Genomic DNA, 16,219 nt, shown 5'->3' with positions numbered 1-16,219 from the left:
ACTATCTGGAGCGGCGCTTGTGACCAGAGGGAGACGTTAGCCGCGTTTTCGGTGCTTTCCGAAACCGGTAGTTGGTTCAGGTGCCGCCGCACGGCGGGAACTGGGCCTGTAGGCCCGACGGTCGCCATGGCTTTGAGCGTCGCGAGTTTGACCACGGCGCGCAATGCAGCCCGTTTCATGGCGAGACGCCAAAAAACCCTATTTTTCTATTGGCGAAAAGACCGGATTTCGCGTCAGATAAATGACGGGGGAGCGAATCGCATTGGCATCTATTGCGGCATTGGACAGTAGGGATTGGGAGGACGGCGACGCGAGTTGGGTCGCGCGCTCGATCGACCGCTGTCTGCGAGCGCTTGCCGCAACGACCACCTCTGCTGACCGAATGGCGTTGTTGCGCTCGTTAATCCGATTGAAGGGCGGCCGTCTTGACCTTGATCGGCTCCCAGCCCCGCTCACGCTCGATGATTTTGCGCTGCTTGGCAGATTCGGTCTCGCACGCACCAATTCCGATACGGCGGTGCGCATCGTCGATGAAGAAGACCAGCCGGGCCTCGACGGATGCCAGGCCGCGCTTCGCTTCGATTCCGCGCCGCGCCATGCCTATGAGCCGGCCTCACCCGATGGGGTTTTGCTCCGCCTAAGCCAGCATCAATGCTATCGTACGGTCGCTCAAAAGGCCGCGACCCGCGCGCTGCTGACCCAGCCGCCGGGATCGGGGTTGATGGTGAGCATGCCGACCGGGGCGGGCAAAAGCCTGTTGTTCCAGATCGCCGCCAATTTCGAGCGTGAGACTGAGGCTGGCGCCTGCGCCATCGTGATCACGCCGACGGTCGCGCTAGCGCTAGATCATGAGCGCACGCTATCAGGCATGCGCGGCCTCGAAGCGAGCAAGGCACTGACTGGCGACACGCCGTTCGCCGAGGCCGAAGTAATCATCAACGGCTTCCGCCGTGGCGCTATTCCCCTTCTCCTGCTCTCGCCAGAAAAGGCGCTTAGCCCCGGGTTGCTCGACCATCTTGTCGAGGCCGCGACGCCAGCCTCGCTTGAGTTTGGGCTTGAGGCGCGCCTGACCCATATCTTCGTCGACGAGGCGCATATCGTCGAGAGTTGGGGGCGCGGCTTTCGTCCCGATTTCCAGCGGCTACCGGCGTTGCTCGGTCGATTGCGCCAAGTGAATCCTGCAATCCGAGCGGTCCTCTTGTCGGCAACGCTCCCCAAAAGCGCGCGCACTGTGCTCCGAAGCGCCTGGGAACTCGATGGTGACTGGCTCGAGGTCGATGCGCGGCTCCCGCGCTATGAGCATGACGTTGTCGTCGCGCATTATGACTGGGAGAGCCAGCGCGACGCGGCGCTCGATTTTCTGATCGACCGGGCACCTCGCCCGGCGATCATCTACACAACGCAGATCGCCGACGCTGCCGCAATTCATGCCCGACTCCAGGACAGCGACCACGGCTATTGCCGCGTCGCGCTGTTCACCGGCGACACGGGCGCGCAGGATCGCCGCCGGATCGTCGACCAATGGGCGGCCGATCAAATCGACGTCGTGGTCGCCACCTCAGCTTTCGGCATGGGCATCGACAAGGCCGATGTCCGTTCGGTCATCCATGCCTGCCTGCCCGAAGGGCCGGCGCGCTGGTATCAGGAGATCGGACGCGCTTCACGCGACAATGGCCAAGGACTTGCCGCCTGTCTGTTCGTCGACGGTCCAGCCGACAGTGATGTAAAGCAGGCCTATGGGCTTGCCACGTCGGGCTGGCTGACGCGGGATCTTGCCGAGCAACGCTGGGCCGGTCTGCTCGCAGCAGCGACCGCCAGAAAATATGTCGGCGATCGCCTGCAAATGACGATTGATCTCGATGCCTTCCGCGAAGGATTGCGGCCTCGTGCTGGCGACTGGAATCGCGGCTGGAACATGACCTTGCTGACACTGATGCAGCGTGCTGGCGTGTTGCGTGTGCTGTCGATGCCAATAAACGGCGACCAGCCCGAATTTGCCTGGATGATCGAAATCCTCGACGCCCGCGTGCTCACTGGCGTCGATGACGCGGTGTGGCAGAAAGTCAGCGATCTGCGCGATGGCGAACTGGCCGATGCCCGGGCCGATCTCGACGCTTTCGTCAAGCTGATGCGCCATCCGACCAAGGCCTGCATCACCCGAACCGCCTTCGAGATCATCGAACCGCAGTCCTACGCGCCGGCCTGTGGCCGATGCCCCTCATGCCGCAAGACCGGCATCACGCCGCCCACCCATCTAGTCGCGGCCGGCCTTGAGCGGTGCTGGTCGACGCCGGGAGCGTGGCGCACCGCGCTGCCGCGTGAAACCCTGCTCGTCGCGCCAATCGACCCGCAGTTCGAAGATGGATTGGCCAGTCTTGTCGAAACACTGACCCGCTCCGGTATCGATCAGATTGTCGTGCCACATGGATTGGCGGGCCGGACCGCCGCGCATATGGTTCACGCGGAAACACGACTGGGCCTCGTGCTTGATGAACGGGAGTGGCTGGGAGATAATCGATTGGCCGATGTGCCGACTGCCCTATTATTGCCGGATGATGTGCTTGCCGCCGAGATTATGATGGATCGGGCTGGTGAGTTTCGCGCCCGCTGTTCCTCGCCGCTGCTGATCGTCGCGCGCCCCGAACGCATCGTGCGCGGCCGGCGCCTCGATCAGACGGTGTCTCGATACGCACCCTATGCCGAAGCCCAACTTCCCGGCCTCGCCGGAATCAAGGATGAAGCATGACGTTACTGTCCAGTCCACAAGGCACGCCGGAGCGCGTGTGGTCGCTGGTTGCCGGACTCGCCGCGCTCGGCGGCACGTCGAAGCGCGCGACCTATGACGCGCTGCTTAACCCGGGGTTCGAGCGCGACGGCGCGGAGATCAAGGCCAAGACGACCCTGGCTTCGGATGCGCATAATGCTGCACTGAGCTTGGCCTTGGTGGACGGCGCACGCGATCAGGTCGGTCTCCGCGCCACGCTTCCCGGCAGCTTTGCCGGCTTCGCCGATCTGGTCCATGACCGACTGATTGCGCTTGCCAGCGGCGACGGCGATGCGGTGATCCTCGAAGGCTATGCGTGGATAATTGCCGAGAGCGACCGGCAGAATGGCGTGGAGTGGATATATCAAGCCGGGCGCGAGGAATTTGCCGAAATGGCGAATGCGGGGCTCAATGGCAAGGACATGAACTCGACTAAGGCCGTCGCTTGGCGACGTTGGCTCGCCTTTCTTGGTTTGGGCTTGCCGATGCCGACCGAGCGGTCCGCCCCGAATTTTCCTTCCCCAGCAATACGAATTTTGCGCGAACTCCAGCGCGCCGAGATCGCGGCGGGATCGCCCATGTCGGCCGCTGAATTCGTTGCACTGCTAGCCCGGCGAATGCCCTATCTCGACCGTGGTCGCTTGTTCGTCCAAGCCTGCCAGCGAATCGGTCATCCAGCGCCCACGAACCGCCTGTCGCCATTGCTGAGCGCTTCACTGCGCGATCTTCACGACGACCAGAGCCTGCGTTTGGTGCCGAGCGGCGATTCCGCCGATCGCGTGCGGTTGAGCGAGGATGCGTCGCACGGAATTGACGCCTTCACCACCGTAATCGTCTTCCCCAGGAGTGCGTCATGAACGCACCGCTCACCGCCTGCTGGCGCGGCGAGGACGCGCGCGCGATCTTCGTGACTGAAGCGCTTGAGGGCGATGACGCGATCTTCCTCGCCACCCATACCCCGATTGAAGGGTTTGACGTCGCTGGACGCGATGCCGCGGAGTTCAAGGGTAATAACGAGCAGGCCGTGCTCGACACCTTGGCGGATGTAGGTCGTGACCACGCTTTCTGCGTCGTCCAGGGAGAGCCGGGATCGGGCAAATCGCATCTCATCCGCTGGCTATCGGTCAACTGGCCGCACGCTAGTGACATCAAGCTGCTGCTCCGGCGCGCCGATGGAAGCCTCGAAGGCGCGCTGCGTCAGTTACGCGAGCGCCTGCCGCCCGAATTTGCCCCGCTGTTCGACAATCTGGGTCAGCGACAGAACACCTCCTCGCGCGGCCGCGCCAACATCTTCTTGAGCACGCTGGCCAATACGCTTGAGCCCGGCCATTTCGATCGGGCGCTGCCCGACGAAGCGTGGTGCAAGAGCTTCTGCCCCGCCGAATTGCTTGCCCATCCCGCGATCAAGGCCGGATGGACGGCGCCGTCACGCATTCTCGATCTGCTTGAGGGCGCAGGCGGTGGCCGCAATTCGGCGACGGCCTCGTTCGATCTGTTCGATATACAGGAACTGGGCGATCTGTGCCCGCCACTGCGCGGCCAAGCTGCGATCGCGCACAGCCACGACCTGGCGCGTCGCCTGGAGCGCGAGGCCGACACAATCCGGGCGTTTCGCGACCAGCAGTGGCTGGCCGAGGAACTGGCCGAAGAGCACCGCGATAAATTTCCGACCAGCATCGCGCTGATCAACGCGCTAAACCTGCGTCGCAACGACGCGATTCAGAATGTTCTGGGGATTTCGGCGCAGGGCCTCAAGACCCTGTTCCGGCAAGTGCGCGAGGCGCTCGCCGGCCGAAAGCAGCGACTCGTGTTGCTGCTCGAGGACATCACCAGTTGGGAAGGCCTCGACGATAGTCTGATCGACGTGCTGGTGTTCAACGCGGCTGCGCGCGGCCATGCCGAAGAACAGGCAGTGTGCCCGCTTATTTCGGTCGTAGGTGTCACCCCGGCTTATTATGACAAGCTGCAGGGCAATTACCGCCAGCGTATCACCCATGAAGTGCGCTTGGGCCAGGCAACCGACGGTTTGCAGGATGTGGCGACCTTGCGCGAGGGCGAGACGCGCCGACAGTTCGCGGTGCGCTATCTGGCAGCAGTGCGCGCGGGGCCGGCTACACTCAACGGCTGGTTGGCCGATGCGCGTGAGGGGCATGAGGCACCGCCGCCGAACCGCTGCATCGTTTGCCCGCGGCAGGATGCCTGTTTCGAAATCTTCGGCGAGGAAGGCGGCGTCGGGCTGTTTCCGTTCACGCCGCATGCCTTCGATCGCTTCTACGAAGCGCTCAAGGAGAACGACAACGGCCAGACTTGGAAGACGCCGCGCGGCATTCTCCAAGCGATCCTCAATCCCAATCTGCTGCAGCCCGACAGCCTTGGCGCGGGCACCTATCCGGGCAGCTTCATCGAACCCGATGCTTTCCGGACCGATCGCCGCGCCGACCTTGCCTTGGCGCCGCGCCTGAAACAGATAGTCGACAACAGGATCGACGCTCCCGAGGAGCGTGCCCGCATGCGCCGTATGCTGGCCTATTGGGCGAACCCCGATCGCGCTGACACGACCGGCGACGGTGAGGGCCTTGCCTTCGCCGGCACGAGCCGCGCGGTGTATGAAGCATTTGGCCTGCCTTGGATCGGAACGGATGAGGCCGGCAGCGTGTCACCAGCGGCGCCGACTCCAATCATCACCGTCCAGCCGATCCTTCCGACCTCGACAGAAGACGATGCCGACGAGGAGGCTCCCAAGCCCAATTCTGTCAACGCCGTCGGCTCTGCCCGTCCGGTTGTTTCGGTGCCGAAGCCCAAACGGCTGATGCCGACCAAGAGCGAGCTTGAGCAACGGCGCGGCGAAATCCGAAGCTGGTCGCCGGATACTCCGATCCAGAATGGCAGCAAGTGGAATGATATCCTGGCGCTGCTGATTGACGACATCGACAGCCGGGCCTTGGGCGTGCCCTCACCCTTGTTCAAGAAGCTAATTTCGCCCGACATGGTGAAGCTTCACGGCACGGCGACGCGCCAACTCGACTACTTCGTGCTTCCCGCCGAGGCCTGGGCGCGCAATGGCCTTGAGGCTTTCATCTCGCTCCGCCAGGATGCCAAGATGTCCTTGGCCGACGCCGAATATCACCGGCGCAGCCTCGCTACGATGATGCGGCGCCTGTCGGTCAATCTGGCGCATCATCTCGATCGCAAGATTCCTCAACTCGAGGACGGGACGCGCTGGTCGCACGTCGCGACCTTCGGGCAGATCCTGCTCGCGCGGGCCTTCCTGCGGGGCGTCACCAGCGTCACCGCACCGGTCACCGATCAGTTGCGCGCCATCCTCAGCGACGAAGGCCTTTCCGAAAGCGATTTCTCAGCGCGGAGCGCGCCCTGGCAGGAATGGCTGACCTCGACCAAGGGATTTCACGAAAAACTGCGCATCGAGTTGCGTGCGATGATCAGTCTCAACCTCACCGATAGTGAGAAAGGCACCGGCGGGGGCAGCGCGTTAATTGATTCAAGCGAACTGGTCGGGGCGATCATCCGGATGGGAGAGACCGGACGCTGCGATCCGGTGCCCGTCGAAGGCGGATCCGTACCAGACCTCTACAAGCGTGCGCGCGATCTGGCCCACAGCTGGAATGAGAAGCGCAACCATATTGAACGAACCGAGTTCGGGCAGATCAAGGGCCGCAGCGAGACGCTTTCCGCGCTCCTGCGCGGCAAGGACATTGCTACCCATCTCGATCGGCTCGATCGGTGCATCACCGGCATTGCCGAGCAATTGCCGGGCGCTGCTGCGGACAAGGTCCAGGCTTGGCGGCAGGCGCACCAGCGCTTGAAGGCGCGTCTCGCCGAAGGCGCCGGCACGCGGACCGAGACGCTCATCTTCACGCTCGAGGAAGAAGAACTTCCGGCTAAGCTCCTTCTGCGGCTGGCGTGGCTCGCTCAGCAGCCCGCGCGCGATCTCGAGGAAATCTTGACGGTCGCACAGACCGGCGAACGCGCGGTCGGGGAGCTGCGTAATCATGCGCTGGACTGCGTCCGGGAAGCCGGCGGCAGTGGCTCGCTGAGCGAGGTCAAAGCGGTCGGCACGGCGCTGCGGGCGGCGGTCCCGCCGATCGGTCAAACGGAGACCGGTCAATGAGTGATGCGCTTCTCGAAGCCGAGGCTCTGCTTGAGCAACTGCCCGACGCAGTATCGCGCCGGATGCTCGGCGAGCGCCTGACCAAAGCAATTACCGAATTGCGCACGGCCGGGCACCAGATCCAGCGCATGACCGCACTGATCGAGACCGCCGACCTCATCAATTATGGCAAGCCCACCCAGCAGCACGAGATTCTCGACGAGATGATCGACTGTGCGCAATCGGTCGGCGAGGCGCTCGAAACTGCCGAGGACGCGGTGGCGCTCCGCGCGGCGGTCGACGAATATAGCAATGACCTGATCCGCGCGATCGCCAGTTTGGAGCGCTCGCTGCGCGAACATTGGCGCGTCCTTGCCAATGAGCGGTTCCAGCCGCTGGTCGGCCTGGGCGAGTTGCTCGCTTCGATGAACGTTGCCAATAACCTTGGGCCGCGTTTGATGGCCTGCGGGCGCAAGGGCATCGCGTCGACCAATGCCAGTTCGGCGACCGAACTCCACGCATCAGTCACCACGCTGTCGAGTGAATATGACGCGCTTCAGGCCGAACGCGCCGCGGAGATCGGCGAGGATGAGGTTGGCGAGTTTATCAACGCGCTCGCCGACAAGCGTGCGACGCTCGCCATGGTTACGCCGAAGGTTCAGGCCTGGCTCGCCGAACATGCCGCGCTCGATCGGCTCAAGATCACGACACGCTAGCAAGAAATTCCTGGAGCAGCGATCGGCTGACGCTGGCTTGGACCAGACTGTCACCCATCAGGTCGCTCGATTGGTGGACGCAGCTACGGCAACCATCGGCGCAAAGCGGCGCCGACACGCGGAACACCTGTTCGGCGAGACGCGCTTCGGGCGATAGTGATCCGGCGGCGGTCGGGTCGAGCGCCGCATAGGCGCCCAGCAAGCGGGCAAGCACAGGCGCAACTCCGCTGGTCGCCGCATCGACCGCGGCGGAGGCGAGTTCCCATGCCTGAACTGGGCGCGCGACGGGTCCGAAGATGCGCTCGCGCACCTGTTCGATATCGGCGGCGATCTCGAAGAGCGTGAATGGCTCAGCTTCGACCGCCTCCTGGGCGAACAGGATACGGGTGAGGACGGGTGGTAGCCGGTCGCCCGCGCCAGTACCTCCAGCCTCCGCGATTTCACGAGCGATCAGGCCAAGCTGTGTGGCGTCACGTGGATCGAGCAGTCGCCAGGCGTCATGCCGTTCGGGCATCGCCCAGAAGACGCGCACCATCGCATCCTCGTCGGCGTTCGGACAGGCACCGAGGTAGCCGGCCGCGACGAGATCGCCCAGGCCCGGCCAATTGTCGATGACCCCGCGAATAGTGCCGTCGCCATGGGCACCGGCTTCGCAGATCGTGATGCAGGAATCGGCGTCGGCCCTGAACTGGAGCGGGAGCCGGGCATGAGCCAGCAATTGCCGTTCGTCGCCCTGACCAACCTGTGTGACCAATAACTTCAGGCGCAGGGTCAGCGCGTGGAGAACGGTTGAGTGGAGATAGGCGGCCATCGCCTCGGGATCGCGAACCTCCTTTAATGCTTGGCTCAAGACCGTGTGGAAGATGTCGTCACCGAGTTTGGCGGCAGCACGCGCTACGCGGGTAACTGTCATCAGCGGATGCTGGCTCAGCAGTTGCTGGCGCACATCCTCGAACAAGGTCGCGAGCGCCGCCGGTGACCAGAAACGTGCGAGCCGCCGCAATTGTAAGGCGAAGGCTGAATGGTTGGCAGCGGCCGCGATGATGTCGGCTCCAAGCCGGGCATCGTAGCCAGCGATGCCAGCGCCACGGCTGCGACTTTCGATGAGATAGCGAAGGAACTGCGCCTCATGCCAGCGCCCCCGCCCTTCGTCATTGGCGAAATCTGCCTGAACCTGTTCGACGAAGCCTGACAGTGCCGCTTCATCGACTTTGAAGCGTAACCCCTCGGTCAGCACCTGATAGCCGTGCAGCAACGGCCGCGCGGTCACCGGATCAGTGAAGATTTGTGAGATTCCCAGCGGGTCGACGCCCCTGCTGTCGAATTTGAGTTCCGCATCAGCGCCCCAGAACACCCGCGCGACCTCGAGCCCCGAGGCACTGCCGGTGATCCCGTCCCCAACATGGGCGTCGATCTGCATGAAACCGGAGAGGGTTTGGTCTTCGAACCGTTGCGCGCCCGCGGGATCGGCCTGGACAAGCAGGAACCCACGCAAGCTGGCATTGCTGTCGTGACGCAGCGGCATGGCCTGCGAATCGAGCGGGACTATTGCCGGATCGCGATTGCCGTCGAAGCCAAGTTCAGGCGTCCAGTGCGCACCGGCCATCCAGCCGACCTGCTGGAGCGTTGCGACAGTCGGTCGGCAGAGATGCTCGTGGAGGCCGGCGAGACTGGCACGCACTTCCAGAGGGAGTTCTGACAAAAGTGCGGCAGTGTCGCTGCGCAGGGCTTGGCGCAGCGCGCTCGCATAATCGTCTGGCGCGAGCCAGGGCGCGTGGCCATCGACGGGCGGCCGCCAATGTACCACCGAGCCATTGTAGCGTCGTGTCGCATTGCCCGGAGCGATCGTCGTAAGGGCGAGGCCGATATCCTCTCCCCCCCCGCCGTTCACATTAGGTCCAGTGACGTCAAGCGACGGCAGATTGATCGTGTCGAAGAGCAGGTCGGGGGCCCAGCGGAAATTCCGACGCACCTCATTGAGGAATCGACCGCCTGCTCGTGGCTGCGCGGCGATCGCCGCCCTCCAAAAGGTCGAAGCATCACTGACGCCCAACTCACCCCAGATATTCGGCCCGAGGACCGCCTCGACCAACGATCCGGCCTGGGCAAGCACCACTGGCGAGACACCGCGGTCGAGATCGACAATAACGCCCCGTGCCACTTCGCGCGAGATGCCATCGAGCAATGCTGCTAGCGCCTGTCCGCGGCGCACGAAAAAATTGTCCGGGTTAAGCGGAATGCGAAAGCCCGAGGGCGCGATCATCTCTGCGGGGCGCCGGAACCACCAACTGTCGCGCGGCGAATAGATAGACAATGTCACAGCCGTTGTGGGCCGATCGTTGATGCTGCGTCCGCCGCGGCCCTTGCGCTGGATGAAGCTTGCTAAATTCTGTGGCGCATAATGTTGATAGACGAGTGTGATGTCTGGATCGTCATAGCCGACTTCCAGCGAGGAGGTCGCGAAGACGATGTCGGAGCCCTTGACGATAGCTTCAGCGTCGCTGCTTGTGCCCGAATAGATTGGCGAACGCGCGACGCGAAGTGGACTGCCTGCCACGCGGCGCCCGTTCGCTCCGCATTGGCGCGGGTCGTTGGCTGCAAACCACCAGCATTCGCCATCGGCGAAGCGATCGCAGCCGATCGGCTCTTGGCAGCACTGCGTTTGGACCTGGCCGGTCGGATCGTCGCCATAGTCCGAGATACGCAATGCGGCGAGTTCCTTGCCTTCCTCGGCATCGGAATAGGCGCCGTGGAGCCTTCGCATCTTGTCGATGGAATCGAAGAAGACGAGGCTGCGGTAGCCGCCGTCATTGCCGGTGCGCCGGCGCATACCATGGCCAATGCACATCAGGCTCTGAATGGTGGTAGAGGCCCCGGCGATATCTGCGCCGCGTGATTCCACTTCAGGCTGGATAAAATAGAAGACTTCGCGACCGCGCGGATTGGCTTCGAGCTCTTCGAGGTCGGGCCTGATCGTGCGGACATCGCTCCGTCCAATCAGCCGGCCCCAGGCCTCCCCGGGGTCGGAGATTGTCGCGCTCATCCCGATCGCCACCATCGCCCGGTCGCCAGTCCCGGCGCGCGCAGCAAGACGTCGCAACGCCATGCCGACCTGCGCTCCATGAATATGTGTATAGAGGTGGATCTCGTCGGCGAGCAGCGCGCGTGGCGGCGCGAAGTGCGGATCGTCGCCGAACAGCGCGCCATAGCGCGGATCGTGCATCCATTGGTGCAGGCTGTCGGTGGTCGGGAGAAACAGCGAGGGGGGACGGTCGCGAAGCTGCGCCTTCGAGCCGATCCAACCGTCATAGCGCCAGTCGCCCGTGGTGCAGACCAGCGCGTCTGCACCATCGCGACCGCCACCGGCGCGCAGATGAAGGCCATGGCCGCAGGACGGACAGGCAAAGAACGGAAATTCGAACGCATTCGGGCCGGCCGTACGCCAGACCTTGCGGTAGCGCTCGTGCATCGCTTCAAAGCTGTCAGGTACGTCGCTGACCTGAAGACCGAGCGTAAGCAGCGGCAAATTGGGAATGCTGGCGGAGGCCGCCAGATAGCCGGCCAGGCGCTGCGCCTGATTAGCTGCGAGGCGGATGCGAGGATAGGCCAAGATCGCGCGAACCCCGGCGATGCCGTCGAGCGCATCACCCAGCGCGCCCACGATCAGCGGCAACGCCGCCGCTTCCGTCTTGCCCGAGCCGGTATCGGCAGCGATGGCGATGCTGGATGGTCCTTCACCGCGCCAGGCTTCGAGGCCATGGATGAGACCTTTGCGCTGGAATTCGGCAAGCGCGGCCCCGTTGCCCCATTGCGCGGCAAGCGCACGGTGTAGGCCTTCGAGGCCTTGCGCCTGGGCGGGGCTTGCCGCTGCAATTGCTTCGTCGAACACGGCCCGCAGCGGGCGGTTGCGCACCGGCTTGTTGCGATCGCGTAGTTCAACCTTGAGGTTGCGGACCAGATAAGGCCGGTCGCTCGCATCATCGGTTTTAAAGCGCTGCTTAACATGGCGGATCTCGCGAGCGAGCTCGGCGACCCGGCTGCGCACCCGGGCTTCGCTCGCAAGCATGACATGGCCATGAGCTTCGAGCCGCGACATTGCTGCGGTCACGTCATCTCCAGACCGACACTGATCGCGCGCCAAGGTGGTGATGGAGGTCCAGCTGTCGAAGATGGCGAAGTTAATGCGGGCAGCCTCGATATCCTCGAGCCGGTTCAGCAACCGATAGTCATCGTCGGACAGATTGGGCAATGGTGCGTCGGGTTCACGCTCCTCGGCCTCATAGGCGGCCACCGTCATGGCGATGGTCATCGCACCCCCAGCTGCGCCTAAGGTCAGCAAGCCTTCGGCTTGCAGCGTCTGGATAACGGGCAAGAGCAAGTCGTCTTCCTGCTCCGACATCCAAGCGAAGCGGTCACGGGCACGATCGTAGAAGCAATATTTGCCGGCGCGCGCCTCGCGCACCACGGTCGCAATCCGCGCGCGCACCGTGTCGATGTCGGTCGGATAAATCCGCCGCGCCGCCTCGAACGGCCGGGCGCGCCAGTAGCGCCCGAACTTGCCGTCGACTTGCTCGAGCGAGATCCAGCCAAGTAGGTGGAGCATGCGCGCTGCGGCGAACGGCTCACGGGCAAGCGCCATCGCTTTGCGCACCTGGGCAAGCGTCGCGGTGCCGTAATCGCTGCCGGCTGCGACCCGCCGGATCGCCGCGAGCAGCCCCTCCAGTTCCGGGGTCATGTTCGGAAGCACGACCTCGACTGCCGCATCGGGCGTCAGGTCAAGGTCGAGCGGATCATCGTCGAAGCCGCGCGCACGGATCTGCGTACGGACCTTTCGCCCGCCGGGTCCGTCGAGTACCGTCTCGGTGACATAGCCGCAGGAATAGACGAACTCGCGGAGCAGTTCGGCCTTGTCCATCGTCTCCTGCTCGGCCGGCGCGGCCTCGAGCAGGCGGCGGCTGATGAGCAGCACGAGCTTGGTGCGCGCGCGCGTTGAAGCGACGTTGAGCCGCTCCGGCGAGAAGATGAACTCTGCTTCGGCAAGCGCGAATTCGGGATCGGCGACGCAATAGGAGAGGATGATCGCATCGCGCTCCTTGCCCTGGATGCGGTCGACGGTTTCGACAAAAGCGTCTGGCTTGTGCGCGGCCGGCATCAATGCGCGGATCGTGGCATTCTGGGCACGATGCGGGCTGACGACCGCTGCGGTTTCCGACCAAAAGTCCGCTGGAGAGATCGGCCCGGCCACACCGGTCACGCGATCGGCCAGTTCGAGCGTCAACTTTGCAGCTAGGCCGGCTTCGAACGGGTTGGAGGTTGCTGCGGCAGGTCCGTCATGCACGAGGACGACGATCGGCAGTGCCGGATCGAGCGCGATGCGCGACAACATGTCGAGATCATTGCGCCAGTCGGCTTTCAGCGCGAGGCGCTCGTTGGGTGCAGCCGAAAGATAGCGGCCGGGATAGAATTTGCGTTCAGGAAAATTCGTTAGGGGCGCGTTGAGCCGAAACGTCTCTTGAAGCGCAAATTCGGCGGCATTGGCGGATTTAAGGAAGGCGTAGAGCGAACTGCCCATCTCGCGGCCGTCGATCTTCGTCGAGCGCATTGAGCGTACCGGCGGCAATTGCTGGTCGTCGCCAGAGACGACGATGCGACAATTGGGTGCCATCCCGGCCAGCGCCATCAGCCCGTGACCGAGCACCATCTGCGACGCTTCATCGATGCAGATGAGATCGAACAAGGGTGCGGTCGGGCCATCGACGGCTGGGAGCACGCCGGACGCGATCAGTCGATAGAGTGACCATATTGTAGCGCCGATGACGGTCCGGCCGCTTGCGACTGCCCGCTCGATATCGGCTTCATCGCCGCGGCCGACCAGTTGCACGCCAGCGGAAAGCCCACCGCCGGGCGGCGCGCCATAGAAGATCGGCGCCGGCGCTGGCGCATCATGGACCGCCTGACGTTTGGCAACCGCATCGAGCACATTGCCGACGGCGTTCTTCGTGAAGGCAGTGACGAGCGTTCGCGCTGGGCGCTGGTGGTGCGAACGGATCGCCCCATCACCCGTGATCAGCCAGGACAATAGATGGGTTTTGCCAGTACCCGGCGGTCCGAGCACGAGTCCGGCGCGGTGATCGGCCAAGCCTCGCCAAGCGGCGTCCTGTGCCGGACGCAGTGGGCGATCCTTATTGGCCGCGATCGATGGGATCGCAAAATCGGTCAACCCCTCGATCCACAGGTCGTGATCGATGGCGGTCGCCGCGAACGCCTGGGGATCGCGCAGGAAGGAGAGGATGTCGTCGCGGGTTGTCATGGCTGCACCTGCGCGCCAAGAAATGAGAGGAAGGCATCAGCCTTTGACGAGTTGAAATCGACGAAGCTTTGGTCAAGCCACCAGCCATCCTGCCCGGCGCGTCGCTTGACCTCCTGAAAATTCGGGCCGTTAAAACTCGGCCGAAACATGCGCAGCCGCAGCAGATTAGGGGCGTCGCCGCTCCACGGCGACATGATATCGCAACCGAGCGTCCGCCACAGCCGCGGCTCGAGCACATAGTCAGGATCGCCATCACTCAGGATCAGCCCCATGGTCCCGGCGGCGATGTCGGCGTCCTCGCACTCGCGAGGCATGGCGAAGAGCAGATAGCTATATTTGCCCTTGTCGCTCACGTTGAGCAACCGCATCGGCCCGATCGCACGGCCCGCGTCACGGCGCACCCGCTTGGGCTGGGCCAGCCGGATCATCGTGTCGAGCAGGCCCGCACGGTTTTCGAGCAGTTCAAAGGCGCGCAGCACATCGAGGTCGCCGGCATCGAGCGGGTTGAAGCTCGCCTGCAAGCGGAAGGGTTGCTTGTTTAGCCGAAGCATGGGCGGCTGGCCTGCTTCCACCCGCCGCCCATGTTCGGCCCGCAGCCAGTCGGCTATCGCTTGGGTTGCGCCAAGGCGCGCGGACACATCGGCGCGGATGGCATCGGTGTCCGGACCCTTGCCGCGTCCCTCGCGCAGATGGCGGCTGACATCCAGGGCGAGAAGCGCCGAGAATGGCCGCTCAAATCCTTCAGCTGGCTGGTAAGTGATGGCAATATGCCCGGCACGATGGAGCGCCGCCGAGACCTGCCGCAGATCATAGGATACGGTGACGGGCAGTGCGAACAACTGCTCGACGACGCTGCGCAGCGCCGTTGCTGGTAAATGCTGCATCCCGCGAAACTCTGGTTCGGGCACGACTTCGTCGGGGGGGAACAGCCGCACCATATGGAGCAACCCGGTGCGCACTCGGGGATCGTCGAGATGGCGTTTGACCGCGTTTTGCAGCGCCAGGGCCTCGGTCGCCTCGTACAGAAAGATATGTGCGTACCGACTGGCCGGATCGCTCGGATCGCCAAGTGCCGCGTTATGTGCGTCAATCGCTTCAAGGTCGGCAACCAGCCGACCAAATACTGACACGAGCGCATTTGCCTCGGCAGCCCGGTCACCGGTCGGGAGCACCTCGATATGCTCCCGGTTGCCCCCATCATCGACATAGCGATAGCCAAGCGTCACCAGCGTATCGTCGACCGGATCATTATCGGCGATCAGATAAATGGCGGCATCGGCGCGGGGCGGCATCAGGAAGGTGTGTGGGTCGGTACCGGGCAGGGCCGCGTCGTCGCGCAATGCGCGTGCCCGTGCGACCAGTTGGTCGGCACGGCGCGACAGCGACCAGCCCGCGCCATCGATTCGCCCTATCCCCGCCCCAAGTTCGGCGAGGCCGGCAACTGTGCCGACCCCAATCGATTGCAGTGTGCGCTTGGCTTCATGGCTGAGTCCGGCGACCGCCGAGACATCGCGAACATACGGCGTGCGACGTGGCCCGACCGCCTCGATGCAGTGCGGCAAATAGGCGCATTGCTCGCATTTGAAGTAGACGTGGAAGAAAGTGTCATCGCGGCCGGGCACAACGATTTTTGCTGCAATCGCTGGAAGTGTCGAGCGGCAAAAATCCTCGACCAGGCGCAGGTAGGGGTTGAGCGCGAACGCCTCGACGATCCAGCGATCGCTTTCGGCATCGCCGTCATCCGGGATACGCCAGATCTCGCCCATTGCAGCGACACTCGCCTGAACACCAAGTTCTGTAAGCATCGCGCGCAGCAGCAGGACGTAGAAGGCAACCTGTGTCTTGTGGAACGCGCGCGCGGCGCGCGTCGCCTTGACGTCGATCACGGTGAAAATGAGTTGACCGTCTTGCACGTCACGGCGGACGAGGTCGGCGAACGAGCGGCGCAGCTTGATATCAACGCCACCGACAAAGGCCGGCAGACCACGTGGGCGCAAATTGACCTGTGCGGCATAGGTCGCGCTGCCCTGGCCTTTCAGAAAGGCGATCGCCTGGCGCTCGGGCAAGCTTTCCTCGCCGTGTCCCGGCCGCAAAACCCGCGTGTCGCGCGCAAGGCGCGCGACGACACGGTTCTCATAATCGACGCCCAGCGCTGCCCAGGGCTGCTCGCGCTGATCCCTCGCCACGGGCACCGCGGCGAGTTCGGACGGGTCCATAATTTCGTATCGCGTCTTGCGTTCGCAGCGATATTGAAACCAGGATTTGATCGTCGAGCCGCTTAAGCCTGATGCCATTCTTCCCCCTCACGCGCCGGTGATCCG

6 protein-coding genes are annotated in these 16,219 nt (G+C 63.8%); 4 read left to right on the top strand and 2 right to left on the bottom strand.

Annotation, left to right across the window (positions count from 1 at the left end; translation table 11 throughout):
• Positions 1–382 precede the first annotated feature (382 nt).
• The 4 genes from NPJ82_RS09810 to NPJ82_RS09795 are packed head-to-tail and all read left to right on the top strand — an operon-like array spanning position 383 to position 7,588.
• Positions 383–2,746 carry a DEAD/DEAH box helicase gene (locus tag NPJ82_RS09810; protein WP_342657227.1) on the top strand — a complete coding sequence of 788 codons (2,364 nt, stop codon included), beginning with the start codon at positions 383–385 and terminating at the stop codon, positions 2,744–2,746.
• On the top strand, positions 2,743–3,621 hold the full coding sequence (locus NPJ82_RS09805; protein WP_342657226.1) for a hypothetical protein: 879 nt from the start codon (positions 2,743–2,745) through the stop codon (positions 3,619–3,621). The genes NPJ82_RS09810 and NPJ82_RS09805 overlap by 4 nt, the downstream gene beginning before the upstream one ends.
• The gene (locus NPJ82_RS09800) at positions 3,618–6,893 is read left to right on the top strand and encodes a hypothetical protein (RefSeq protein ID WP_342657225.1); all 3,276 of its coding nucleotides are present in this window, start codon (positions 3,618–3,620) and stop codon (positions 6,891–6,893) included. Before NPJ82_RS09805 ends, NPJ82_RS09800 begins: the two co-directional genes overlap by 4 nt.
• Complete coding sequence (locus NPJ82_RS09795; RefSeq protein WP_342657224.1) at positions 6,890–7,588, top strand: hypothetical protein; 699 nt, start codon at positions 6,890–6,892, stop codon at positions 7,586–7,588. Before NPJ82_RS09800 ends, NPJ82_RS09795 begins: the two co-directional genes overlap by 4 nt.
• Here the strand turns inward: NPJ82_RS09795 and NPJ82_RS09790 are convergent.
• Positions 7,575–13,898, bottom strand: coding sequence for an AAA domain-containing protein (locus tag NPJ82_RS09790; RefSeq protein ID WP_342657223.1), 6,324 nt, complete (start codon positions 13,896–13,898; stop codon positions 7,575–7,577). The genes NPJ82_RS09795 and NPJ82_RS09790 overlap by 14 nt on opposite strands.
• Positions 13,895–16,192 carry a hypothetical protein gene (locus NPJ82_RS09785; protein ID WP_342657222.1) on the bottom strand — a complete coding sequence of 766 codons (2,298 nt, stop codon included), beginning with the start codon at positions 16,190–16,192 and terminating at the stop codon, positions 13,895–13,897. The genes NPJ82_RS09790 and NPJ82_RS09785 overlap by 4 nt, the downstream gene beginning before the upstream one ends.
• Positions 16,193–16,219: the final 27 nt, after the last annotated feature.

The organism is Sphingomonas sp. NY01 (genome assembly GCF_038809135.1).
GTDB lineage: Bacteria > Pseudomonadota > Alphaproteobacteria > Sphingomonadales > Sphingomonadaceae > Sphingomonas > Sphingomonas carotinifaciens.
The sequence above is the reverse complement of the archived record's forward strand: the minus strand, read 5'-3'. Positions and strand labels throughout refer to the sequence as shown.

What these genes read in the sequence shown, in the direction of transcription:
- NPJ82_RS09805 (WP_342657226.1), top strand. Translation starts at nt 2,743, where the DNA reads ATGACGTTACTGTCCAGTCCACAAGGCACGCCGGAGCGCGTGTGGTCG.
- NPJ82_RS09800 (WP_342657225.1), top strand. Translation starts at nt 3,618, where the DNA reads ATGAACGCACCGCTCACCGCCTGCTGGCGCGGCGAGGACGCGCGCGCG.
- NPJ82_RS09795 (WP_342657224.1), top strand. Translation starts at nt 6,890, where the DNA reads ATGAGTGATGCGCTTCTCGAAGCCGAGGCTCTGCTTGAGCAACTGCCC.
- NPJ82_RS09785 (WP_342657222.1), bottom strand. Translation starts at nt 16,192, where the DNA reads ATGGCATCAGGCTTAAGCGGCTCGACGATCAAATCCTGGTTTCAATAT.
- NPJ82_RS09810 (WP_342657227.1), top strand. Translation starts at nt 383, where the DNA reads ATGGCGTTGTTGCGCTCGTTAATCCGATTGAAGGGCGGCCGTCTTGAC.
- NPJ82_RS09790 (WP_342657223.1), bottom strand. Translation starts at nt 13,898, where the DNA reads ATGACAACCCGCGACGACATCCTCTCCTTCCTGCGCGATCCCCAGGCG.